At 40.0% G+C, this 26084-nt stretch carries 22 protein-coding genes; all 22 read left to right on the forward strand.

The features are described 5' to 3' along the window. Positions 1 to 188: 188 nt before the first annotated feature. The 22 genes from AC1TPC_RS19250 (at position 189) to AC1TPC_RS19355 (ending at position 26047) form a co-directional block, all read left to right on the forward strand. Positions 189 to 1298: an ABC transporter ATP-binding protein gene (locus tag AC1TPC_RS19250; protein WP_482068416.1), complete on the forward strand. Its 1110-nt coding sequence runs from the start codon at positions 189 to 191 to the stop codon at positions 1296 to 1298. After that, on the forward strand, positions 1288 to 2106 hold the full coding sequence (locus AC1TPC_RS19255) for an ABC transporter permease (RefSeq protein ID WP_482068417.1): 819 nt from the start codon (positions 1288 to 1290) through the stop codon (positions 2104 to 2106). Before AC1TPC_RS19250 ends, AC1TPC_RS19255 begins: the two co-directional genes overlap by 11 nt. Further along, positions 2090 to 2890 carry an ABC transporter permease gene (locus AC1TPC_RS19260; protein ID WP_482068418.1) on the forward strand — a complete coding sequence of 267 codons (801 nt, stop codon included), beginning with the start codon at positions 2090 to 2092 and terminating at the stop codon, positions 2888 to 2890. The genes AC1TPC_RS19255 and AC1TPC_RS19260 overlap by 17 nt, the downstream gene beginning before the upstream one ends. Continuing rightward, positions 2890 to 3963 carry an ABC transporter substrate-binding protein gene (locus tag AC1TPC_RS19265; RefSeq protein WP_482068419.1) on the forward strand — a complete coding sequence of 358 codons (1074 nt, stop codon included), beginning with the start codon at positions 2890 to 2892 and terminating at the stop codon, positions 3961 to 3963. Before AC1TPC_RS19260 ends, AC1TPC_RS19265 begins: the two co-directional genes overlap by 1 nt. 93 nt (positions 3964 to 4056) lie before the next feature. After that, positions 4057 to 4995, forward strand: coding sequence for a DMT family transporter (locus tag AC1TPC_RS19270; protein WP_482068420.1), 939 nt, complete (start codon positions 4057 to 4059; stop codon positions 4993 to 4995). A 444-nt stretch (positions 4996 to 5439) separates the two neighbouring features. Next, on the forward strand, positions 5440 to 6699 hold the full coding sequence (locus AC1TPC_RS19275) for a Glu/Leu/Phe/Val family dehydrogenase (RefSeq protein WP_482068421.1): 1260 nt from the start codon (positions 5440 to 5442) through the stop codon (positions 6697 to 6699). A gap of 32 nt (positions 6700 to 6731) precedes the next feature. After that, a complete protein-coding gene (locus AC1TPC_RS19280) occupies positions 6732 to 7709 on the forward strand; it encodes a diaminopimelate dehydrogenase (RefSeq protein ID WP_482068422.1) in 978 nt (325 codons plus the stop codon). Positions 7710 to 7914: 205 nt separating this feature from the next. Then, the gene (locus AC1TPC_RS19285) at positions 7915 to 8700 is read left to right on the forward strand and encodes a tyrosine-protein phosphatase (protein ID WP_482068423.1); all 786 of its coding nucleotides are present in this window, start codon (positions 7915 to 7917) and stop codon (positions 8698 to 8700) included. Between the two features lie 119 nt (positions 8701 to 8819). Further along, positions 8820 to 10931, forward strand: a complete 2112-nt coding sequence (locus AC1TPC_RS19290) for an S-layer homology domain-containing protein (protein ID WP_482068424.1) — start codon at positions 8820 to 8822, stop codon at positions 10929 to 10931. 161 nt (positions 10932 to 11092) lie between these two features. After that, positions 11093 to 11860 (forward strand): YveK family protein, encoded by a 768-nt coding sequence (locus AC1TPC_RS19295; protein WP_482068425.1) that lies wholly within the window; start codon positions 11093 to 11095, stop codon positions 11858 to 11860. Next, positions 11841 to 12533: a CpsD/CapB family tyrosine-protein kinase gene (locus tag AC1TPC_RS19300; protein WP_482068426.1), complete on the forward strand. Its 693-nt coding sequence runs from the start codon at positions 11841 to 11843 to the stop codon at positions 12531 to 12533. Before AC1TPC_RS19295 ends, AC1TPC_RS19300 begins: the two co-directional genes overlap by 20 nt. 44 nt (positions 12534 to 12577) lie before the next feature. Beyond that, positions 12578 to 14401, forward strand: coding sequence for a polysaccharide biosynthesis protein (locus tag AC1TPC_RS19305; RefSeq protein ID WP_482068427.1), 1824 nt, complete (start codon positions 12578 to 12580; stop codon positions 14399 to 14401). A 32-nt stretch (positions 14402 to 14433) separates the two neighbouring features. Further along, a complete protein-coding gene (locus AC1TPC_RS19310; protein WP_482068428.1) occupies positions 14434 to 15069 on the forward strand; it encodes a hypothetical protein in 636 nt (211 codons plus the stop codon). Positions 15070 to 15158: 89 nt separating this feature from the next. Beyond that, complete coding sequence (locus AC1TPC_RS19315) at positions 15159 to 16016, forward strand: hypothetical protein (RefSeq protein ID WP_482068429.1); 858 nt, start codon at positions 15159 to 15161, stop codon at positions 16014 to 16016. Next, the gene (gene murJ / locus AC1TPC_RS19320; RefSeq protein WP_482068430.1) at positions 16013 to 17581 is read left to right on the forward strand and encodes a murein biosynthesis integral membrane protein MurJ; all 1569 of its coding nucleotides are present in this window, start codon (positions 16013 to 16015) and stop codon (positions 17579 to 17581) included. The genes AC1TPC_RS19315 and murJ overlap by 4 nt, the downstream gene beginning before the upstream one ends. Beyond that, positions 17562 to 18719, forward strand: coding sequence for a glycosyltransferase (locus AC1TPC_RS19325; protein WP_482068431.1), 1158 nt, complete (start codon positions 17562 to 17564; stop codon positions 18717 to 18719). The genes murJ and AC1TPC_RS19325 overlap by 20 nt, the downstream gene beginning before the upstream one ends. 25 nt (positions 18720 to 18744) lie before the next feature. After that, positions 18745 to 20124 (forward strand): O-antigen ligase family protein, encoded by a 1380-nt coding sequence (locus AC1TPC_RS19330; RefSeq protein WP_482068432.1) that lies wholly within the window; start codon positions 18745 to 18747, stop codon positions 20122 to 20124. Between the two features lie 37 nt (positions 20125 to 20161). Further along, positions 20162 to 22138 carry an asparagine synthase (glutamine-hydrolyzing) gene (gene asnB, locus AC1TPC_RS19335; RefSeq protein WP_482068433.1) on the forward strand — a complete coding sequence of 659 codons (1977 nt, stop codon included), beginning with the start codon at positions 20162 to 20164 and terminating at the stop codon, positions 22136 to 22138. A 24-nt stretch (positions 22139 to 22162) separates the two neighbouring features. After that, complete coding sequence (locus tag AC1TPC_RS19340) at positions 22163 to 23443, forward strand: nucleotide sugar dehydrogenase (protein WP_482068434.1); 1281 nt, start codon at positions 22163 to 22165, stop codon at positions 23441 to 23443. 3 nt (positions 23444 to 23446) lie between these two features. Beyond that, on the forward strand, positions 23447 to 24328 hold the full coding sequence (locus AC1TPC_RS19345; RefSeq protein WP_482068435.1) for an NAD-dependent epimerase/dehydratase family protein: 882 nt from the start codon (positions 23447 to 23449) through the stop codon (positions 24326 to 24328). Continuing rightward, positions 24325 to 25473, forward strand: a complete 1149-nt coding sequence (locus AC1TPC_RS19350) for a glycosyltransferase family 4 protein (RefSeq protein WP_482068436.1) — start codon at positions 24325 to 24327, stop codon at positions 25471 to 25473. The genes AC1TPC_RS19345 and AC1TPC_RS19350 overlap by 4 nt, the downstream gene beginning before the upstream one ends. Before the next feature lies 1 nt (position 25474). Continuing rightward, positions 25475 to 26047 carry a sugar transferase gene (locus tag AC1TPC_RS19355; RefSeq protein WP_482068437.1) on the forward strand — a complete coding sequence of 191 codons (573 nt, stop codon included), beginning with the start codon at positions 25475 to 25477 and terminating at the stop codon, positions 26045 to 26047. Positions 26048 to 26084: the final 37 nt, after the last annotated feature.

The raw sequence follows: 26084 nt of genomic DNA on the forward strand, positions 1-26084 counted from the left end.
TTTTTTGTTTTAAGGACCGAAATAGATGAGAAGCCGACTTCGGATGCTATAATATCTGTTATTCAACTGAATTCGCTAGAAAACGTTATCATTCACGTTTTTCTCTTTTACTATTGCTGATTTTCAGGGATGCTGTATAATCTCTATTGTTTCTTCTAAATTATGCAAAGTGGAATGGGGAATGCCAGATGATAGATCAAACAATCATTCGCTTTGAGCATGTCACAAAGCAATATGACCATAATGATGCCGCTGTTCTTCGGGACGTCAGCTTTACGATAGATCGAGGCAAATTTTACACGCTGCTGGGCCCGTCCGGCTGCGGCAAAACGACGATTCTCAGACTGATCGCGGGCTTTACCGAGCCTTCTGAGGGGAAGATTTATTTTAACGGGAAGGTCATTAATCGCGTGCCGGCGAACGAGCGTCAGGTGAACACCGTATTCCAGGATTACGCGCTGTTCCCCCATCTTAACGTGTTCGAAAATGTCGCCTTCGGCCTGCGCATCAAAAAGCTCAAGAACGCCGATGTAACCGCCAAAGTGAAGGAAGCGCTGCGCTTCGTCAACTTGAACGGCTACGAATCGCGGGAAATTACCGAGATGTCCGGCGGCCAGCGGCAGCGCGTTGCGATCGCCCGCGCGATCGTGAATGAGCCGGAAATTATTTTGCTGGACGAGCCGCTCTCCGCGCTGGATCTGAAGCTTCGTACAGAAATGCAGTACGAGCTGCGCGAGCTGCAGCGCCGCCTTGGCATTACGTTTATATTCGTTACGCATGACCAAGAGGAAGCGCTGGCCATGTCCGACGAGATATTTGTTATTAATGAAGGAAAGATTCAGCAGAGCGGAACGCCTACGGACATTTACGATGAGCCGATCAACCGTTTTGTCGCTGATTTTATCGGAGAGTCCAACATTGTGCCGGGCAGGATGGCACGCGATTTCGAGGTGGAGTTCGCAGGCCGCTCGTTCGAATGCGTCGACCAAGGGCTGACGCCAAACGAGGCAGTCGATATCGTAATTAGGCCGGAGGACTTGGAGATTACTTCCTCGGATAATGGCAAGCTCCAGGTGCGCGTAGATTCACAGCTGTTCCGCGGCGTTCATTACGAGATATGCTGCTACGATGAGTCGGGCAATGAATGGCTTGTCCATTCCACGCGCAATGCGACGGTCGGGGAGCAAATCGGACTGACGTTCGATTCAGAAGCGATTCACGTCATGCGGCTTGGCGAGACAGAAGAAGAATTCGATAAGCGTCTTGAAGCATACAGCGAGGCCGGCGATGTCAAATAAGTCGCGCAGCTTTTATCTCATCCCTTATATGGCTTGGATCGTGCTGTTCGTCGTTGCGCCGATCGTCTTAGTTGCGTATTACTCGCTCTTCGATGTGGAGGGCAACTTCACGCTGGGCAATTACGCAAAGTTTTTTACGCCGGTTTATTTGCGCATGACGCTTAGCTCGTTCTGGTATGCGTTTCTCATTACAGCCATCTCCTTGCTTACGGCCTATCCAACGGCATATTTGCTAACAAGAACGAAGCATAAACAGCTTTGGCTGCTGCTCATCATATTGCCAAGCTGGATTAATCTGCTGCTGAAGGCTTACGCGTTCATCGGCTTGTTCGGTACATACGGCTTCGTCAATTCGGCGCTTGAAGCGATCGGCATCGGAAATAAGCAAATATTGTTCACCGACTTCAGCTTTATATTCGTATCGGTCTATATCTTTATCCCGTTCATGATTTTGCCGATTTTTAATGCGCTGGAGGAAATGAATCCATCGCTCGTCTACGCGGCGCGTGATCTTGGCGCATCGGCTTGGACGACTTTCCGCCGCGTTATTTTTCCGCTGACGATCAGCGGCGTGAAATCCGGGTGCATGGCCGTATTCATCCCAGCGCTGTCGCTGTTTATGATTACGCGGCTCATCGCCGGCAACCGCGTCATTACGCTCGGAACGGCAATCGAGCAGCATTTTCTCGTGACGCAGGACTGGGGGATGGGCGCGACCATTGCGGTATTCTTGATTTTGGCAATGGCTGCGATGATGCTTATAACCGGCAATCGAAAGCGAGGTGCAGCCGATGCGCGGAAAAAATAAATGGTCCAACCTGTATCTCCTATTCATATTCGTAGTCCTTTATGCACCGATTTTCTATTTAATGTTCTATTCGTTCAATAGCGGCGGTTCGATGCGCAATTTCGAGAGCTTCACGCTCGATTATTACAAAGAAGTGTTCGCTGACACACGCTTGCTCATCATTGTGCTGAATACATTCGTCATTGCGCTGCTGTCTGCGGCGATCTCGACGATTTTGGGCGTAGTTGGCGCAATCGCCATCCATCACATACGGAGCAACAGGCCTAAGCAAACGCTGCTGACGCTCAATAACGTACTGATAGTCAGTCCGGATGTCATTATCGGAGCTTCGTTCTTAATCCTGTTTACTATTATCGGCATTAAGCTTGGCTTCGTGTCCGTGCTGCTGTCGCATATCGCGTTCAGCGTGCCGATCGTCGTCATTATGGTGCTGCCGAAGCTGCAGGAGATGAGCTCGACGCTTGTTGACGCCGCTTGTGATCTTGGGGCAAACTCATGGCAGGTGCTGACGCGGGTGATGCTGCCGTTCATTAAGCCAGGCATATTCGCCGGATTCTTTATGGCGTTAACCTATTCGCTTGATGATTTCGCAGTCACGTTCTTCGTAACGGGCAATGGCTTCTCGACGCTTTCGGTCGAGATCTATTCGCGGGCGCGCCAAGGCGTATCGCTATCGATCAACGCGTTATCGACGCTTATTTTCCTATTTACGATTGTACTGGTCGTCGGCTACTACTTTATTAATCAACGGAACATGAAGCCGTCTATGAAGGAGGGCCGCTAATGAAACAGCTTGTGCGCATGTTCGCTGTCGTGTTTGTTGTTTCCTTTGGGCTTATCTACTTGACTGCCTATCTGAATTCAAGCGAGGGCTACAGCGGCGACAATACATTGACGATTTATAACTGGGGAGATTATGTAGATCCCGAGCTGCTTGAACGCTTTGAGGAGGAGACTGGCATTAAGGTCATCTACCAAACGTTTGATTCGAATGAAGCGATGATGACCAAAATCGAGCAAGGCGGCACCACGTTCGACGTGAGCGTTCCTTCCGAGTATGCGATTAGCAAAATGAAAGAGGAAGGCCTTCTGCTCGAGCTCGACCATTCGAAGCTTCCGAACCTGAAATATATCGATCCGCGATTCATGCATCTGTCGTTTGATCCAGACAATGCGTATTCGATCCCTTATTTCTGGGGAACGGTCGGCATTATTTACAATCCTGAGCTTGTGGGCGATCTCGACTTCTCCAGCTGGGATGATCTGTGGGACAAGAGCCTCCGCAATCAAATCCTGCTGTTGGACGGCGCGCGCGAGGTTATGGGCATGGGGCTGAACAGCCTGCATTATTCGCTCAATGATACCGATGAAGCGCATTTGCAGGAGGCGAAGGCGAAGCTGCTGAAGATGACGCCAAACGTGAAGGCGATTGTAGGCGACGAGATCAAGATGCTGCTGGCAAGCGAAGAGGCGGCTGTCGGCCTCGTCTGGTCCGGAGATGCTTCGGAAATTATGGACGAGAACGATAAGCTCGATTATGTCGTGCCGGAGGAAGGCTCGAACCTGTGGTTCGATAATATGGTCATTCCAAAGACAGCCCGGAATATCGAGGGCGCGCATCAATTTATTAACTTTATGCTCGACCCCGAGGTTGCGGCGCAAAATGCGGAGTATGTCGGCTACTCGACGCCAAACCAAGCAGCGCTGGCGCTGCTGCCGGAGGATATAGCAGGCGATGACCGTTTTTATCCGAATGAGGAGCTGACCGGCAGGCTTGAGGTGTACGACAATCTCGGCAAAAAAATGCTGGCCCATTACAACGAGCTGTTCCTCGAGTTTAAAATGCATAAGAAATAAGCTAAATCTCTTAAATATTTTAACCTGTGCGCATGCTATGATAAATGAGGATTTTCTAGCTTGTAACATTTGCGAATAGATGGGGCGAACAGAATGAATAACAAATGGATGAATTACGGCGGTCTTGTGCTCATTGCAGTTGTATGGGGAGCGAACTTCGGCATCTCGCGTCTGGCGATGGAATCGTTTAACCCGATTGTATTTGCTTTTTTGAGATTTGGATTGGCACTTCCATTCTTCTTCCTTATCCTGAAGCTGACCGAGGGAAGCGTGGGCATTCCTTGGCGCATCGTGCCGAAGCTGGCGCTCATTGGACTGGTTGGCATTACACTGCTTGAAATCTTGGTCATGTACTCGATCAAATATACGACTTTGGCGAATGCGTCGCTCCTCAACGTAGCGCCGTGGCCGATCTTCGCTGCTTTGTTCGCACCGCTCTTCGTGAAGGAATCGATTACGCTTCGGCTTATCGTCGGCGGCGCAATCTCGATTGTCGGCGTAAGCTTAGTTATACTGGGCGGAGAAGAGGGCTTCAGTCTTTCTTCTGAAAATATGCTCGGCAACGCGATGGCGTTTGGCGTGAGCATCATTGGACCGTTATTTAATCTCAGCTCGATGTCGCTGATGAAGCAATACTCGGCTCTTCGGGTGAGCACTTGGACCATCGCGTTTGGATCATTGTTCATGCTGCCGTTAACCTTTGGTTCATGGGGACAGACGGACTGGTCCGCTCTAAACGCTGGCCATTATTTATCCGTTGGCTACAATGTGCTTATTTGCACAGTACTGGCTTTTGTTCTGTGGAACGCTTGCATGTTTAAGGTAGGAGCGACTCGCTCGAACTTCTTCCGTTATGCGGTTCCCGCAGCGGCAGTCCTTGCCGGCTACTTTATGTTCGATGAGAAGATTGCATTCATTCAAATGTGCGGTGCCGGCTGCATGGCCGCTGGCTTGATCTGGATCAGCATAGAGCGCAAGCGGAAGGTAGAACCGATCATTCCTGCTGCGAAAACAGGCGGACAGATGCTTTAATGGGAACGTCGATTCAAGCGGCGCAAGCTGCTGGCAATCGTAAGATGTGAGCTTTCATACATAAGGAGTTGTTCTGGGGCCAGTGTGCTCTAGGACAGCTCCTTTTTTTAGGTTGAGAAGGGGAATGGTGAATGCTGGCGGTCATTGCCTCAGAAACATGACATTCATCAGTGAATGAAGATAGCTGAGGGGCGCTAAAGGTAACATATGACGCTGGGAAATGATGATCCGTTTAGAAAAATAGGAATAATTATACAGCTTATGTCAGGTGTTATTGTTACTATCATCTAATGAAACCTAACATGACAATGGATTTATTGAAAGAATATTTGCACTATTTAACGAAAAATTCCTTTTAAAATAGAATTGAAAAAGGTAAAATCAAAAAAGCGGCTTTTAAATGGAATGGGAGTCGAACTTTAACGAAGAAGGACTGAGCCTAAAATGACAGTGAGTATAGTTGAAGAAACGTTAAATCCGTACCAAATCGCACAGCAGCAAATTGATGCGGCAGCAGCGCATCTGAATCTGCCTGAGCATGTCACGCAAATCTTAAAGCGCCCGAAGCGCGTGCTGTCGGTTAGTTTCTCCGTTCGTATGGATGATGGCTCGATCCGCGTGTTCGAAGGTTATCGTGCCCAGCATAATGATGCGATTGGACCAACTAAGGGCGGCATTCGCTTTCACCCTGATGTGACGCTTGACGAGGTTAAAGCGCTGTCCATGTGGATGAGCTTTAAGTGCGGCGTTGTTGGACTGCCATATGGCGGCGGCAAGGGCGGCGTTATTTGCGATCCGCGTCTGCTTAGCAAGGGCGAACTTGAGCGCGTGAGCCGTGCATTCATGGAATCTATCGTGGACTTCGTAGGTCCGGATAAAGATATTCCTGCACCAGATGTATATACAACGCCGCAAGTTATGGGCTGGATGATGGATACGTACAGCAGACTGAAGGGCGCCAACTCGCCAGGCGTGATTACAGGTAAACCGCTAATTTTGGGCGGCTCGAAGGGTCGTAATGAAGCGACAGCGCAAGGCTGCGTTTATACGATTTTGGCAGCGCTCCAAGATAAAGGTATTCCTGTGCAAAATGCGACTGCCGCCATTCAAGGCTATGGCAACGCAGGCCGTATTGCAGCGCGTTTGCTTAGCGAAGCAGGCTGTAAAATTGTTGCTGTCAGCGATTCCAAAGGCGGCGTTTATGATCCAAATGGATTGGATATCGAGAGAATTTCCATCCTAAAGGATACGTCTTCCATCCGTGAATACGGCGATTCCTGCTCCATCTCCAATGAAGCCCTTCTTGAGCTCGATGTCGACATATTGGTACCTGCTGCACTAGAGAACGTCATTACGGCTGCGAATGCGGATCGTATCAAAGCGAAAATCGTTGCAGAAGCTGCTAACGGCCCAACGACACCGGAGGCGGACCGCGTGCTTGCCAGCCATGGCATTACGGTCATTCCGGATGTGCTTGCAAATGCCGGCGGTGTGACGGTTTCGTACTTTGAGTGGGTGCAGAACTTGATGAACTACTACTGGAGCGAAGCGGAAGTGCTTGAGAAGCTGGAGACGAACATGATTCTATCTTACGTAGCTGTTCGCGACCTTGCTAAGGAGCATAATACCGATCTTCGTACGGCTGCTTATATGATTTCGATTAAACGGATCGCGGCGGCAATGGAAGCAAGAGGCTGGATCTAAGCACGATATAAAATAAGAAGAGGTGACAGCACATGACAGAACAGATTCGCATCGGTATCGTAGGCTATGGCAATTTGGGACGCGGCGTAGAGCTCGCGATCAGACAAAATCCGGATATGAAACTGGACGCGGTATTTACGCGGAGAGACCCGGCATCCATTCCATCTGCTGCAAAAGCATATGCGATCGAAGATGCTGAGCGCTTCGTTGATGATATAGACGTAATGATTCTATGCGGCGGTTCGGCGACGGATCTGCCGGAGCAGGGTCCTGCTTTTGCACGCTTGTTCCATACGGTAGACAGCTTTGACACGCATGCGCGCATACCGGAATATTTCGAACAAGTAGATGGGGCAGCGAAGGTGAGCAATAAAGTAAGCGTCATTTCAACGGGCTGGGATCCAGGCCTGTTCTCGCTTAACCGCTTGCTTGCGGAATCGATTTTGCCTGAAGGCAAGGAGTATACGTTCTGGGGCAAGGGTGTAAGCCAAGGCCACTCCGACGCGATCCGCCGGGTGAAGGGCGTTAAGCAAGGCGTGCAATACACAATCCCGAGCGACGAAGCGGTAGATCGTGTGCGCAGCGGAGAAAATCCAGAGCTTGCTACGCGCGATAAGCATATCCGTGATTGCTATATCGTAGCTGAGGAAGGCGCTGATCAGGAGGCGATTGCGGAAGAAATCCGCACGATGCCAAATTACTTTTCCGATTACAATACGACGGTTCATTTCATTGACGAAGCAACGATGAAGGCTGAGCATTCCTCGATGCCGCATGGCGGGATGGTGCTTCGCAGCGGCAAGACAGGCGAGAGCAGCACGCAGATCATTGAATTTGGATTGAAGCTTGACAGCAATCCAGAGTTTACGGCGAGCGTTCTAGTTGCCTATGCTAGAGCGGCGTATAAGCTTGCCCGCGAGGGACAGGCCGGAGCGAAGACTGTTTTCGACATACCGTTCGCCTACCTTTCGCCAAAATCTGCTGCTGAGCTGCGCAAAGAGCTGCTATAATCTGAAATTTTTCTGAACAAATGATCGTTTTTACAGCATTTGACTATCGTTTTTGGCAAATCTAGGATATAATAACCAAAGTGTGAAAAAAGAACTGTCGAAATGTATGGTGAAGTGCTGAAAGTTCTATCTTCCTGTGATAGAATAAGATCATACCTGCCTATCAGGAGCTCTTGATCAAAATCTACTAGGAAGTGAGATCAGCATGATAGACATCCATACCCACATATTACCCGGATTGGATGATGGTGCAGCGAGTTTTGATGATACTTTGAATATGGCCCGGGCAGCCGTTTCAGAGGGAATTACAACAATCATTGCAACACCGCACCACGCCAATGGGACCTATACCAATACAGCAGACATCGTAGCAGAGCACACTTCCTCCATTAACGAACAGTTATTGGCAGCAGGTGTGCCTGTTACTATTAGGACCGGTCAAGAAATTCGAGTCCATGATGATCTGCTAGATGCTTGGAATAGGAATGAGCTGCTCTCTTTAGCTGGCTCCAGCTTTGTATTAATAGAAATGCCTTCCTCCCGTATACCGAAGAGTATGATTGAGGTCGTTCACGAGCTTAATATGTTAAACCTCAAGCCTATTATCGCCCATCCTGAAAGAAACGCAGAGGTTGTGAAGCATCCTGAACGATTAGCCGAGCTGATAGAAGCGGGAGCATTCGCACAGGTTACAACCCATTCCTTGCTAGGGGGGTTCGGTAAGCGTATTGAACAATCCGCATGGTCGCTGCTAAAAACTGGACATATCCATATTGTTTCATCCGATGCTCATCATGTTGAGCGGCGCGGTTTTCGACTGCGCGAAGCCTATGATGCTATTGAGAGGCGGATGGGAGAACAATGGGTGAGCTACTTGCAGATGAATGCCCAATCCGTAATTGCGGACGAGCCATTCCATTCTCAACCGGCTGCAGCAACTACCAAGGACGGAGTCGTCCGTCGTTTCATTTCCTATTTTTACAAAAGATAGACAGCTCTAGCGTTAATGACAGTTGAAGCAATTACATACTGAACGTAATCAAATTGGTTTTATTAGACATTCATCTATCAGATGAATGCAACTATTCTACATACAGGAGTGAGTATAGAGTGACATTAAGAAAAAAACTAGCAATATCTACAATTGCAGCGAGCGTAGCCCTCACGGCTTTCGCTGGAATTCCGCTTAGCAGCAAAGGTTTGGCAGAGAAGCTTGGAGTAAGCGGTGTTGCTTATGCGGCGTCCTTGGCTGATTCTCCGCTGATTACTGAGATTAAGAAGCTTCGTGACGCACTAGTTGCGACAAATGGCGATGACGAAGTTAAAACGCTTCAAGCTAAGCTTGACAGTTTGACCTCTAGTCAAAAGGCCAATATCGTACAACCAATCGTTGACAAGTTCAACCCATCTAACGATGAAAAAGCCCAATTGGAGAATCTTTTCATTGATGCAGTGAAATTGTCTTATTCACCTTCGGTAGATGGTCTTGAAGACCTGCGTACAAATTATGGAACAGTGCTTCAAAAGTTTGCTACTGAAGCAGGTGTGAATGATCTGACGGTTGAAGAAATCGCTACATATTTCTTAGATATTCAGGAAGAGCTCGTTAAGCAGGTCAATGGTAAAAAATTGGTGGATCTGCTCGCTCTTATGACCGATAAGGACGGCTTAAAGCAATTGATGAAAGACGTCATTACCGAATTGTCGAAGACAGAATATGATGTTCAGAAAGTGTTCGTTCATTACAAGGTGAATACAGTTGACGTGCTTGAAGTATTGACGCGTTCAAGAGAAGAAGTTAAAGACGATAAAGTGTTTAATGCAGCTGCTGTTGCTTTATTCACTGCGTATGAATCTCTTCTGACCAAACCAAATCCAACGCCTGGTGGCGTTCCTGGCGGTTCAGGCCCTGAAGTGACAACGGTTAAACTTCCAGAAACGACTGACAAATTGCTGAATGATTTGAAAGCAGCGCTTGGTAAAGCGACTGAAGCTGAGAAAACGGCTCTAATTACTAAATTCGTTACAGATGCGCAAGCAGAGGTTGCGAAGCTGGCAACCGTTAATGCATCTGCGAATGTAAAAACTGTAAATGGACAAGCTGTTCTTCAATTGGATGAAAACAGCGTATTATCTACGATTTCTGGTATTAATGCGATTGCAGCGAAAGTTAAAGAGCTGGCGCCGACTTCTACGTTTGCTAAGACTGTTGTGAAAATTGATCTTGGTACTTTAGCGCAGAAGGACGTTGTAATTAACCTTTCTGATGCAGTTGTAAAAGCTGCTGCTGCTGGAAGTGTGTCAGGTGTAGCATTCACAGTCGGCAAATTCGAAGTGACGGTTCCAGTTGGCGGTTCATTCTCGTCTGCTATCGGTCTTGCGATCAAGAAGACTGATGCGACTCCTGCGGTTGTAGGCACTTTGAAATCGGTGTCGGAAGTTTATGATTTCAAACTGACAGTTGGCGGCGTTGCGAAAACAACATTTGATCAACCGATCGTTATCAGCATCCCTCTAGGCGATACGACAGGTCTTGATAAAGAGCTTCTGTCTGTAGCGAAAATCGTCGATGGCAAGCTTGTATATCACGGCGGACGCGTTAAGGGCAATTCCATTGTTGAGTCACGTGATTCATTCTCATCTTATGTAGTCGTAGAAAACAAAGTTTCGTTCAGCGATATTGCTTCTGTTGACAAATGGGCTGGACGTGAAATTCAAGTAGTAGCTGCCAAGGGTGCTATTGAAGGCAAATCTGCAGGTGTATTTGCACCTAAGGATAAAGTAACACGCGCTGAGTTTGCGAAAATGCTTATCCGTGCACTTGATTTGGAGAATGGTTCCGCGACTGAAAGCTTTGATGATGTGAAAGCTGGCGAATGGCATGCGCCTTACGTAGCTGCAGCCGTACAACTAAAGATCATCAACGGACGTTCAGCTTCAAAGTTTGATCCTAACGCAACGATTACTCGTGCTGAGATGGCAACAATGATTGCTCGCGCATTGAAAGTATCGCAAGGTGCAACTGATGTGACTGATCTTAACGCAGCTTTGAAAGACTTTGCGGATGCAGGTAAAATCAGCGCTACATTGAAAGATGGCGTTGCATTTGCAGCCACACACAAAATCGTAATCGGAGACGCTGGCAAATTCTTGCCTAACAATAACGCGACTCGCGCAGAAGCAGCAGTCACTATTTATAGAGCGCTAAAGTTTGAAAACTAGTCATTAGTATAGGTAAAATCTTCCTCTCATGTAGATGGGAGGAAGATTTTTTTCCGAAAACCATAGAATATTGTAAGATTATAGATTATTACGTAATAGGGTATAGTTCATAAGGAATATATTGTCATTCTAAATGACTATATCATATGGAGGAATATGGAGTGTCTAACGAACTAGATTTACGACAATACATGGCGATAATAAAGAAGAGATTAGTTCTTATTATATTGTTTGTCTTTGTTTGTACAGCGGCAGCTGCCGTTGTCAGTCTTTTTTTTAAAGACCCAGTTTATGAGGCTTCTACAAAAATAATCGTGAACCAAACTACAACACAATTAGCAACCGGGCAGCTTGATATCAATCAAATAAATTCAAATATTAAGATGATCGATACGTACAAAGAAATCATTAAGACACCTGCGATATTGGATAAAGTAGCACAGCAATATCCTCAGCTTGGCTTAACGGCAACTGAGCTTTCGCAAAAGATTCAGGTCAGCTCCGTTAACAATACCCAAGTTATGACGTTGGTCGTGCAGGATGTTGACTATAAGCAAGCAGCTCAAGTCGTAAATGCTGTATCTAATGTGTTCCGGGAAGAGATCCAGCATATCTTTAAGGTCGAGAATGTATCGATTTTGAATGAAGCGGTAGTAAGTGCAAATCCAAGTCCAGTAGCGCCTAATGTTCCGCTAAATATCGCAATTGCTTTTGTTGTGTCTTTGATGATTGCAGTTGGGATTACATTCTTGCTTGAATATATGGATGACACCATTAAGACCGAAGCAGATGTGCTGCAATATTTGGGCCAGCCTACGCTTGCGATGATCTCAAGAATGAATACGGAGGAAACTAATTCAAGCCAAACCAGCAAAACCAAACAACCCTACAAGGCAGGTGAATTAGAGCGTGTCTCGATTGAAAAATAAGCGTCAGATTATTACGCTAACGAATCCTCGATCCCCTATTTCGGAATCCTATCGCGCGTTGCGGACAAACATTGAGTTTTCTTCCATAGATGAGAAGCTTCAAGTGTTAATGGTTTCATCAGCGGGCCCTGGCGAAGGAAAGTCGACCACCATTACGAATCTGGCAGTGACTTTCGCACAATCGGAGAAGAGGGTTATTCTAATCGACGCCGATCTTCGCAAGCCAACCGCCCATCATACGTTTTCTTTATCTAATCGCTTGGGGCTATCCACCGTTATTTCACAGCAATGCTCTTTAGAGGAAGTCATACAAGTATCGGAAGTCCCTAATCTTGATGTCATTACATCGGGAGCTATTCCACCGAACCCGGCTGAGATGATGAACTCTAAACGGATGACCGCTATAATTGAGCAGCTAAGAATAATGTATGACATCATCTTAATCGATACGCCGCCTTTGCTTGCAGTAACCGATGCTCAGATTGTATCTACGAAGAGTGATGGTGTCATTTTGGTCGTTGACCAAGGCAAGGTGAAGCGAGAAATTGCAAGCAAGGCATTAAAGAACCTAGAAGGCGTGAATGCAAGGATTATAGGTGTCGTGCTCAATAATGTGAAGCGCAAAGCGAATGAAGAATCTTATTACTATTATTATGGTGTACAAGATAAATAAGAGAATTGTTCGTAGATGGTTATTGCTATGGAGGGATGAGCTAGGTGAGTAATAAGAACAGAATGCTAATCATACTAGTTGTTGATATTTGTGTTATATGGATAGCGATTGGGATATCCTATCTCTTTCGCTTTAATGGAAGCATCCCTCCCATCTACGAAACACAAATGCTCGAGTTTGCATTTCTAACAACCATTATATGCAGCAGCAGCCTAGCGTATTTCCGCATGTACAGAAGAATGTGGCAATATGCAAGTATTGGGGAAATTATTGAGCTTGCCAGAGCAATTTTAATCGGCCTTATTTTATCATACGGAGCAACCTACGTACTAAATGGAGAACGTGTTCCTTTATCTATTGCTTCAAGAACGCTTGAGCTAATGCTGTTGTTTATGGGAGGATCGCGCTTCCTGTGGCGCTTAATACGAGTAAATAGAACAAAAAAGACCGCTTTAACGAACAACGTGATTATCGTAGGCGCTGGGGATTGCGGAGCGCTTATTGCAAAGGAGTTTATGACGAGCAATAGCTTTTTGGGAAATCAAATTATAGGTTTTATAGATGACGATCCTCATAAACGCAATATGCAAGTCGTAGGTTTGCCAGTGCTTGGAGCTCGCTTGAACATTGAAGAGCTTGTAGCTAAGCATAAAATTCATGACATCATTATCGCATTGCCTTCCGCTAAGCGGGTTCAAATAACAGAGATAATAAATATTTGCAAGCTGACCGGAGCAAAAGTCAAAATTATTCCTTCTATTAATGATTTTATTAGAGGCCGGCTCGCTGTAAAATCGCTGCGTAATGTTGAAGTGGAGGATTTGCTTGGAAGAGAACCTGTTGTAACGGATTTAGAGGGTATAGCTAATTACGTATCGGATAAAGTCGTTCTTGTGACAGGTGCTGGCGGATCAATTGGTTCAGAGCTTTGCAGACAAATTTCAGCTTTCAAGCCTTCAAGTCTGCTGCTGCTTGGACATGGTGAGAACAGCATTTATACGATTGAGATGGAGCTCAGAACAAAGTTTCCGAATGTTCATTTGGAAACGGTTATTGCAGATATTCAAGACCGCGGTCGTATGGATGATGTATTCCGCAAGTTTAAACCGCAGGTTGTGTTCCATGCAGCCGCCCATAAGCATGTGCCACTCATGGAGCGAAATCCATCAGAGGCAGTAAAAAACAATGTGTTTGGGACAAGAAATGTAGCGGATTGTGCAGACAAATATAAAACGGAGCGATTCGTAATGATTTCCTCTGACAAGGCCGTTAATCCTTCCAGCATTATGGGAGCGACCAAGAGAATTGCAGAGATGTACATACAGAGTATTAACTCAATAAGTGAAACACAGTTTGTAGCGGTACGATTCGGGAATGTGCTAGGAAGTCGCGGCAGTGTAATACCTAGATTTAAAGAGCAAATTGCTGCAGGCGGTCCTGTTACCGTAACCCATCCCGATATGGTGAGATATTTCATGACCATACCTGAAGCCGTGCAGTTAGTTATTCAAGCGGGTTCATTCGCGAAAGGCGGCGAAATCTTCGTCCTGGATATGGGCAAGCCGGTCCGTATTCTGGATCTAGCGCAGGATCTCATCCGATTGTCAGGCTATGAGCCTAATGTGGATATTGAAATCAACTTTAGCGGTATGCGAGAAGGCGAGAAGCTATTCGAGGAGCTGTTAACCGATGAAGAAGCAGTATCTTCGACACAACATGAGCGAATTTACATTGCAAAGCCAACACAGATTAATAGAGTTGAGCTTGAGCTTCAGTTCAAACGAATTGAAAAAGTTATTGGGGAAAATCAACATTCGATAAAAGACGTTATAGAGCATCTTGTTCCTTTTTATTCACATGTATCCTAACAGACAGTCTATGAGAGCGGAGGAGATTACATATGCGTAAGAAAAAATGGAAGAAGATATTAATTTGGGTAGCATCGATTATTGTCATACTAGGAGTGGGAGGCTTATTTGCAGCTAATTATGCTGTGGATAAGCTTATTTCTACATTAGCTGCAGATCTTGAGAATAATTTGTTAAATGATGTGACAGCAACAATGAATAATAATATAAATAATACGAATGCAGACAAGCAAACTGTTTCAGAAACTGCTGTTGATATGAATGTATCCATAAATGATGCGTCAAAAGTTGTTGATGACATTGATCAGGGCTATGCAAGGAATGAAGATAAGATTATCGCGACTAAAAAAAATGAAAAAATGACAGAAATATATACTCCTGAAATTTCAATTGATAAGGCTAGAGATCTTCAAGATAAGATAACAGTTGCTGAGAAAACGCAGATAACATCAGTACTTCTTAAAGAGCTTAAAATGTCGGATATTAAAGAACTACAAGACATTTTAAGTGGAGGGATGACTGTGGAAGAAAAGAAAGCAGCCCGTAGTATTATACTTAAAAGATTAACAGCTGAGCAGTATGATGAGTTAATTAGGGTTGCAGAGAAATATGGTATGAGTCAGGGCAATACCCATGATGAGGTCTTAAAAGAAGAATTGAATGAGTAGCAATAATCTAGATAAAGTGTTATTAGATGTTATGGTTACGCGAAACCGTACATTAACATGTTTTAATTGTAATGGGAGTTGGTGTTTAGTTGAAAAAAAAAAATATCACATCAAATATTTGTTTAATAAGCGGTTTGTTATTGCTTATATTTTCTTTTCTGGGGTCAACTCGCTTAGGGCAGTATAATAACAAATCTGCTCGTGATTTTGAAAAATTCGATATAAATCTAGTTAATAAAACATCTACTCTTAATGCGTTGTATAAAGAAGCAGAGAATAGAGTTAATGGCCAAATGAAAGAACTATCTAGTAATGAAAAAATGGAGTTATTATTCAACGTTACAGCAGAACGATTTACCCATGGTGAAAATGCGAAATATAATATTTTTAGTAATTGGTTCTTATGGGGTTTAGGTTTAATTAACGTGGAGTTTCAATTGATTCGAGAACCAAATGATTTACTGAAATATGGTTATTCAGTTATTTGCAGCGAGTCATCTTTTATATTATTAAAGCTTGCTCAGAAAGCTGGAATTACTGTAAGGCATGTAGGATTAAATGGTCATGTTGTTATGGAAGCTTGGTACGATAATGATTGGCATATGTATGATCCAGACTATGAGGTAATACCTGAAAACGATATAGGGGAAATTTTAAGTGTAGAAGAATTAAGCCATAGTTCAGAACAGATAAGGACATCATACAATGAAAAAAAATATAACGAAGCTAATCTTGAAGAACTGGTCTCCATATATATAAGTCGGGAAGATAATAGTTATACGACCATATCTCAGGGGGCTCAATTTAACATAAAAAGTGAAATTTTACTAAATGCACAAATAACCTCTAAGTATTTTAAAAATGGTTTTCCTCTCCTATTAATTATTTTAGGTTTATATATTAAGTATGATATTTATAATATGCGTAGAAAAGTGCGTGCATCATGAAAGTCTATCAATTTAATAAGACTCACGTAAATATTTTTAAAAATGCTACTTTTATTCTAATGGTTTTTGTTCTGTTAAATAACTGTATTAGTTTTTCTAAAAATATTATCATTGCAAACCTCTTTGGAACAAATGGTAATTTAGATGTTTTTTTAATATCGTTAAATATACCGACCCTTTTTTCAGGTCTTCTTATGGGACCATTGCAGGGGGCATTAATTCCAATATTAATTTCAAGCATGAAATCATTGGGGGAGACAAAGGCATTACAAATTTATAAGGGGATTAGTCTTTCAGTTATTGCCTTGGTGATAGTACTCTCAATTGTATATGTCTCTCAGTCGAGGAATATTTTGAATGTTTTATCGATTGGTTTTAATGTAGATCAATTGAGTCTTGCAGTGTCTTTAAGTAAAATTTTAATATTTATGTTTCTATTTAATTGCATAATAATACTTATAAACAATCTTTATCAAACGAAAGGGAATTATTGGTTCCCCGCATTGTCTTCTTTAGTAGGAGCTATAGTTTCTATAGGATATCTTATTTGCTTTAATAATTATGGCATTTATTCTTTATGTTACAGTTTAGCAATTGGATCAATTACGGATATCATAATACAACTATTATTTTTAAAAAGATTTAGAATTATATTACCAAAAGGAATTGTACTTAAAAGTAAAGAAGCAAGTAAAATGTATGTTCTTATGCTTCCTCTTTTAATAAGTGCTACTTTAGGTCATGCAAGTCCATTAATAGATCAAATAATGGCTAGTAGATTGTATGAAGGGGCAATTGCGGCACTTAGCTATGCTGACAAATTACATAGTATGCTAGTACAAATATTTGTAATGACGTTATCGTTAACTCTGTTAAGGAGCTTTTCTCAATTTGTAAGCGAAGGTAGAATGAACGAATTAAAAGAAGATGTTAATAAAATACTCTATTTATATAGTGCAATATTATTTCCGATAGTGTCAATTATTATTGTATTTGGAGACTTGATTGTGAGCTTATTATTTGAGAGAGGGGCTTTTAACCAAGAATCAGTGACTAATACGTCTAGTGCTTGGGTTTATTACTCAATTAGTATCTATATAGTTTTGTGTGGAAATATATTTGCAAGAGTTTATAATGCACTACAGGCAGTTACTATTCAGGTGTATGTTGCATTGATTGGTTTGTTATTAAACATAGTATTTAATATCGTGTTAATACGATATATGGGACACAATGGTATTGCTTTAAGTACAACACTTTCAACACTAGTGACCACCACATTACTTTATTATTTTTTGCGTAGAAGGATAGGGAATCTAGTTAAAAGAGAAATTCAAGTCCAGATATTTAAGATAATATTAATAAGTACAAGTAATTGTTTGTTTTTGTACTTTATAAAAATAATCGTGATGACAAGCAATAATGATAAGTTAAATATGTTTTTTCAATTGATAATTGCGATAACATTAAGTTTTGTATTTTTTCTAGTTGGATATAAGATATTTAATATTCGCTTAAATATGTTTATAAAAGGTGAGGAAAATAATGAAATCAGAACCTCGTAAGAAAATTGTTTATGTCATAGGAAGTCTTGCTTCAGGTGGTGCAGAGAGACATCTAGTTGAGTTGATAAAGGTTATGGATAAAAACCTATATGATCCACTAGTTTATTGTTTAGTTGAAAAAGGTATATTAGCAAAAGAATTGGATTTAATTGGAGTTGTAGTGAAAGATTTTGGTTTAAAATTAAATAATGAATATACAAAATGGTCGTATATTAAAAGAGTAATTAAAACAATATTAGCTATGATTGGTGAGCTGAAAAAGGATAAACCTATAATTGTTCATACTTATTTATATTGGGCTAATATTTTTGGTGGAATGGCAGCAAAGTTAACGGGTGTAAAGTATTTAATTACAAGTAGAAGAAGTATGGGGCATTTTAAAGACAGAAAAATATATATGCAAACAATAGAAAATATTCTTAATCTGTTTACTGACGTAGTTACTACAAATTCTAAAGAGGTATATAAGGATTCATTAATAAGAGAAAAATTTAATAAGAAGAAGCTTCAGTTAATTTACAACGGAGTAGATCCAGAACGTTTTAAAAAAAACTATGATACTGGAGGTAAAGAGCTTAGGAAATACATTGGAATACCTTCTGAAGACATAGTAGTAACAAACATCTCTAATTTAATTCACTACAAAGGGCATAAGGAATTTATCAAAGCGGCAATTTATTTATTGACTAGGCATCCAAATTTAACTTTTTTATTAGTTGGTCGTGATGGAGGAATGGAACAAGAGTTAAAAAGATTGGTCCAAGAACATAACGTCGAAAGTAAAATTCTTTTTTTAGGGAGCCGGAGTGATGTAGTTAATATATTGAATACAACTGATATACAGGTGTTATCCTCTTATGAGGAGGGATTCTCGAACGCTATCCTTGAGGGTATGGCATGTGAATTACCACTTATAGTTACAGATGTTGGTGGTAATGCAGAAGCTGTCCAGCATAATTTGAACGGCTATATTGTTAAACCTAAAGATTCAATGCAATTAGCAAATTCTATAGAAGAATTGGTTAATAATAAGGAGAAAAGATATTCAATGGGAAAAAAGAGCAGGGAATTAATTGAACAAAATTTCACAATTAATAATATGAAGAGACAGTATCATAATTTATACAAAAATTTGTAAAAAGTCGTATTGAATGGTGAAAATAATGATGCACATTAAAGCTAATAATTATTTATTAATAGCATTGCTAACTTTGTTGGCTTGCGTGACTGGATGGTTAACAATAAACAATTTATTTATAGTTGTAGTTGTACTTTCGTTAGTAATAATCTGCTTAGTAACAGTGAAAAACTTTTATTACTTCATATATTTTCTAGTTTTAATTATTCCTATGAAAAATCCGCATATTGTATCAGTAATATGGCTGAAAGATTTAATTATTATGATCTTCTTCACGTTAATAATACTAAAAGTAGTGAAAGAAAGAAAATATATACTCGACAAAATTGACATTGCTGTTTTTTTTCTTATTGTACATGCTCTTGTATCGATACAATGGGCGCTATCAAATGTAAACACAGTTTACCATGAAAATATTTATAGTGGCTTGAAGTACTTTGTATTAAATTTAATATTTTTAATAGTGATAAAACATTATCTAAAATTAAAGCAACAAATTTTATTAGTTAACAGTTTAATTATAATTTCAAGTGCAATAATATCTGGTCTTGTAATCTTACAAAGTTATCAACCAGAAATTTCGTCGAATCTATCTTTTTTATACTATACTTCTGAGTTTTCGAGGATATCTGCCACTTTTGCAAATCCAAACTATTTAGGTATCTATTTAGCTATTTGTGTGCCGATAACATTCAGTAAAGTATTTTTTTACAGAAAGATTTCAATTAAATTGATGACTTTAGGTATACTATCAATGCAATTTTATGCAATATACTTAACTTACTCAAGAGCTGCTCTTGCGCTATCAATTGCTGGTTGTTTTTTATGTTTATTATTTAAGATTAAATCATTTGCTTTAAAAATAATTTTAATTGTTTTAATATTGTTTTCCTCGTATATCTCATACATGTATGTATTACCTATTTTTATGGAGTCTCGGATTAGTGTTACATATAGTGGCGATATATCTGATGGATATGCGTCACAATCAGACTCAGATTTTGTAAGACTAGCAATGATATATTCTGCAATAGAAATTGTAAAAGAGAAGCCCTTTCTTGGGATCGGTTATGGAGCGTTTAATTATACGAGTGGAAATTATAATATGTGGGGATTATCAGCGAATACTCATAATGAATATTTAAGAATTTTCACCGAATTGGGTGTTGTAGGGTTTTTAATTTATTTATTTATCTTAATAATGTGTTTGGTTAAAGCAATAAAAGTAGTTAAAAATGAACCAAACTATATTAATATAGGATTATTTAGTTCATATTTCGTTTTTTTGTTCTCAAGTTTGATAATAAATCCTTTGGAAAACTTACAAGTTATTGGTGCGGCGTGGCTAGTTATAGCTAGCATACTCAATATTAATTCTATACATCAAGAAGAAAGTAAAACATAACAGAAAATCATAAAATTATTAGACAGAAGGTGAATATATGTGTGGAATTGTTGGGTTTTTAAATTGCAAAAATAGCAATTATTCATATGACGTGGATAGAATTATTAGGGAAATGTCTAATAGTATTGCGCATAGGGGACCTGATGGAAGGGGTCATTGGTTAGATAAAGAAAATGGAGTGGCATTAGGCCATCGTCGCTTAGCGATCGTTGATCTTTCAGCAGAGGGCCAACAACCAATGCTATCGAATGAAGAAAGGTATGTAATTGTATTTAACGGTGAGATTTATAACTTTAGGGAAATAAGAAAACAATTAATAGATAGTGGTTTCACATTTAGAGGGAACTCAGATACTGAGGTAATGCTTGCTGCCATTGAAGCTTGGGGTATAAAAAGTGCTACTAATAAATTTATTGGAATGTTCGCATTTGCTCTTTGGGATAGGAGTAAACGATTACTACATCTTGTAAGGGATCGTATTGGAGAGAAACCTCTATACTATGGACAAATAGAAAATACTTTTATGTTTGGATCAGAATTAAAATCGTTTAAACGTCATCCGAATTTTAATGGTGAAATAGACCGTGATGCGCTAGCCCTTTATTTCCGACATAATTACATTCCATGCCCGTACAGTATATATAAAAATATTTACAAATTAAAGCCAGGTACAATATTAACTGTAGATACAAATAAGAATTCTTTCGAAGTATCTGAAGACACTTATTGGTCATTGGCAGCAAGCGTAGTAAATGGTCTAAGTAATACTAAAGAGATATCTGATCAAGAGGCGGTTTCTGAATTAGAAAGATTACTTATACAATCAATTTCCGAGCAGATGGTAGCGGATGTACCTCTCGGAGCATTTTTATCAGGTGGAATTGATTCTAGTACGACTACTGCAATCATGCAGTCCCTTAATAATCAGCCAGTTAAAACTTTCACAATCGGGTTTAATGAAGAAGGTTACAACGAAGCAGTACATGCGAAGAAGATTGCTGAGTATCTTGGTACTGACCATACTGAACTGTACATTGATTCTAAAACTGCAATAGATGTAATACCTAAACTACCAAGCCTATATGATGAACCATTTTCAGATTCTTCTCAAATTCCTACATATTTAGTTTCAGAGCTTGCTAGGAAATCTGTGACGGTTTCAATATCAGGTGATGCTGGTGATGAGTTGTTTGCTGGATATAATCGATATTCATTAGCAGAAGGTATGTGGGGCAAAATTGAGAGAATACCTGATATTGCTCGTAAAATTTCATCGCGCGCATTAATAAGCATTTCTCCACAAATATGGGATGGTGTTTTCTCAGTCGTATCACCAATGTTACCTGATAAATATAAATACAAACAGTTTGGTGATAAACTTCACAAGCTTGCAGATATCCTAAAAATAAACAATCCAGAATTAATATATTACGATTTAGTTTCTCATTGGAAATATCCAACTGAGATAGTGATTAATTCTAAGGAACCTTTGACGGCACTTACAGATGTAGCTAAATGGATTGATACAAAATCTTTTACAAATCGTATGATGTACCTGGATATGCTTACATATCTACCGGACGATATTTTAGTAAAAGTTGATAGAGCTAGTATGGGAGTTAGTTTGGAATCAAGGGTGCCAATGTTAGATCATCGAATAGTTGATTTCGCTTGGCAAACACCATTAAGACAGAAAATAAAAGATGGTAAAAGTAAATGGATATTAAGAGAGGTTCTTTATAAATATATTCCGAAGGATCTGGTAGAGAGACCGAAAATGGGATTTGGGGTTCCCATCGATTCATGGCTAAGAGGACCTTTACGTGAGTGGGCAGAAGGGTTGCTTGACAAGCAGAACATGTTGGATGACGGTTACTTGAACCCTGAACCAATTCATATTAAATGGAATGAACACATAGCTGGTAGTAGGAACTGGCAATACCATTTGTGGGATGTATTAATGTTTCAAGCATGGCTTAAAGAAGAGAAGAAAACATATTGTTCAGATATTTAACAATCAAACTATGGGGTGAAATAATTGACTAGAAGAATTGGTGTTGTTGGTTTGGGTTATGTCGGTTTACCCGTTGCAGTTGCATTTGGTGAAGTTAATTCAATTATTGGTTTTGATATTAATAAGAATAGAATTGAAACGCTTATGAATAATGAGGATTATACGGGCGAAATTACAGAAAAACAATTAGAAGACACAAGGATTTCCTTTACTTCTGATGCTAAAAGACTTCGTGAGTGTGACTTTTTAATTATAGCAGTTCCTACACCAATAGATGAAGCTAAGAGGCCAGATTTAACGCCTCTGATTAAGGCTTCTGAGACTGTAGGTAAAAATATAAAACCAGGAACTATTGTTGTTTATGAATCTACAGTATATCCGGGAGCTACGGAAGAAATTTGTATTCCAATTCTTGAAAAACATTCTGGTCTAAAAGCTGGAGAGGACTTTTATGTTGGATATTCACCGGAAAGAATAAATCCAGGTGATAAAGAACATACATTTAAAAAAATTGTTAAGGTTGTTTCTGGTGATAATGAATTCTCTGCATCAATTATTGCAGATGTATATGGATCCGTTGTTGAAGCAGGTGTTTATAAAGCGCCATCTATTAAAGTGGCAGAGGCCGCAAAAGTAATAGAAAATACACAACGTGATTTAAACATTTCATTAATGAATGAATTAGCAATAATATTTGATCGCTTAGGAATAGATACTACAGAAGTACTCAGAGCAGCAGGAACGAAATGGAATTTTCTAAAGTTTACACCGGGTTTAGTAGGAGGTCATTGTATTGGAGTTGATCCTTACTACCTAACACATAAAGCAGAAAGTGTTGGCTACCATCCTCAAGTTATATTGGCGGGCCGTAGAATAAATGATGGAGTAGGGCAATTTATAGCAACCTCATTGATAAAGCAATTAATTCTTAAAGGTATCCCAGTACAAGGTGCTAAAGTTACGGTTCTGGGGATGACTTTTAAAGAAAATGTTCCAGATTTAAGAAACTCAAAAGTAATTGATATCATATCTGAGTTAGAAGAGTTTGGTGTTAATGTACAGGTGACAGACCCTATTGCAGATTCGAGAGAAGCTCATGAGGAATACGGAAAATCATTATACAGTTTTGAACAGCTAGAACCCTCTGATGCATTAGTGCTTGCTGTATGCCATCGAGAATATCTTGATTTAGGTTGGGATGGTCTAGTCCCGCTACTAACAGGTGGCAAGGGTATCGTAGTGGATGTGAAAAGTGTGCTTAATAAGGAAGAGTGCCCAGAAGAGATCACATTATGGAGATTATAATCGATGATATTAGTTACTGGCTGGACTGGGAATACTGGTAGTTTTGTTGTAGACAGCTTATTAAAGCAATACCCTGGTAAGAGGATAGTTGGTGTATCTCGAGTGAAACCAGTAAATGAGCATCCACAAATAATATCTGAGACCATGGATCTCAATGACGTTCAAAATGTAAATGAATTATTTAATAAATATAATTTCGACTTAGTTATTAATATTGCTAACATAAGATATTCGACATTGTTGATGGAGCTTGCCAACCAATATAAGATTTCTCAGATCATTCTTATTCATACAACAGGAATTTATTCAAAGTATCGATCATACAGCCAATTATATAATGATATAGAAAATAAGATACTAAAGAATGATTATCCTAATACAAGCTTTACTATACTAAGACCGACTATGATATATGGGAATAGAAGAGATCATAATATGCATAAATTAATTAAATTTTTAAATAAGTACCCTATATTCCCTTTGTTTGGTAGTGGTAATTCTTTGATGCAACCGGTTTATGTAGAAGATCTCGCTAATGCAATTGTTACATGTATTGGGCATAACAAAGTCAAAAATAAAGCATATGATTTATCTGGTGGTTCAATAATTTCTTATAAAGAATCAATAAACATAATAAAAGAGATATTAAAGAAAAGAGTCATTTATGTATATATTCCAATGAGCATTGCAATTGGACTAGCTAATGTTTACAACAAAGTATTCAAAGGTGCGATTATTTCAGTAGAACAAGTAAGACGATTACAAGAAGATAAAGCCTACTCTCATAAACAAGCTCAAATCGATTTTGATTATAAGCCAAGGCCGTTTCGTGAAGGAATTGAGCAAGAAATAATGCTTCTAAAGAATGAAGGACATCTAACATGAAAATTCTTCAAGTAACAGCAGTGGATTTTACAATTGAGAAATTTTTACTACCATTAATTGATGCAAGTCAACAAGAAGGTTATGAGGTTGATATCGCTTGTCACTGTGGAGAGATCGCAACTCATTTACGGCAGAAAGGCTATCGTATTCATAATATACCTTTTTCAAGAAACCTTAATGTACTTAATCATTTAATTAATGTTATTCGATTGGTTAGACTTTACAAGAAAGAAAGATATGATGTAGTGCATGTGCATACACCATTGGCTAGTATTATATCTAGGTTAGCTGCTAAAATTGCAGGTGTTCCAACTATTATTTATACTGCACACGGATTTTATTTCCACGAAAACATGAAACCAATAGTGTATAAGATTGCATATCTACTGGAAAAAGCTTGGGGAAGGATGTTTACAGATTTAATTTTCTTTCAAAGTAAAGAAGATTATAAATTAGCTTTAAATAATAAATTCAATTCACCCAATCATCTATTTCACATTGGTAATGGGGTTTCGGCTAAAAGGTTTAATCCGACTCTTTACTCTAGACAGATGATACGGGAACAATACAATATTGATGATCAAGATACGGTTTTAATCTTTGTAGGACGACTAGTAAAGGAAAAAGGAATTAGAGAACTAATTGAAGCCTTTAATATAGTTAGTCATAAACACAATTCAATTAAGTTATTACTAGTGGGTGGAAGCGTTATGGGAGATAGAGATGGTATATCTCATGAGGAAATCACAACTTTACTTTCGGAAAATAATATGAAAAATGTGTATTTGCTTGGGCCAAGGAATGACATACCTGAGTTGCTAGTTGCATCTGACATCTTTATATTGCCATCTTATAGAGAAGGGCTGCCGCGATCTATTATTGAAGCTATGGCTATGGGCAAGCCAGTGATTGCAACTAATATTAGAGGTTGTCGAGAAGAGGTAGTTCCGGAATACAATGGGTATCTTTGTAATTCTAAAGACAGTAAGGACCTTGCTGAAACAATGCAAAGATTATTAAATCATCCGGAGAACATTCATATTTTAGGGGAAAATTCAAGGGAAATGTTTCTAACTGAGTTTGATGAAACTGTGGTGGTAGAAAAACAATTGAAAATTTTCCGGTCATTATCGAAAGAGGGATAATATGTACAGACATGTAAAGGCAATTCTTGATATACTTTTTGCTACATTAATATTTGTTATTCTAATTCCACTATTTATAGTTATCGGAATATTTATAAAAGCGGAATCGAAAGGACCAATTATATTCATTCAACGCAGAGTTGGAACAAATGGAAGGTTATTTAATATTTATAAATTCAGAAGTATGCGAATTGACACCCCAAATATTGCAACTGATCGTTTGGGGGACCCTACTAAGTATGTTACCCGAGTTGGGAGATTTTTAAGAAAATTTAGTTTTGACGAGTTACCTCAATTAATTAATTTAATAAAAGGGGAGATGTCTTTTATTGGCCCTAGACCTGCTCTTTATAATCAATACGAGCTAATTAAGTCTAGAAAAGAGCGAGGAATTGATAAATTGACTCCTGGAATAACGGGATATTCACAAATCATGGGCAGGGATTTCATATCAGATGAGTCAAAGGTTTTATATGATGAATACTATCTTGAAAATGCATCTTTTTTACTAGATATAAAAATAATTTTCCTTACCTTTTTCAAGGTAGTTAAAGCTGAAAATGTAAAAGGATAATTTTGAAATACATTTGTAACGAGAAGGGATTTGATTA

Source organism: Paenibacillus sp. Y280 (genome assembly GCF_056786335.1).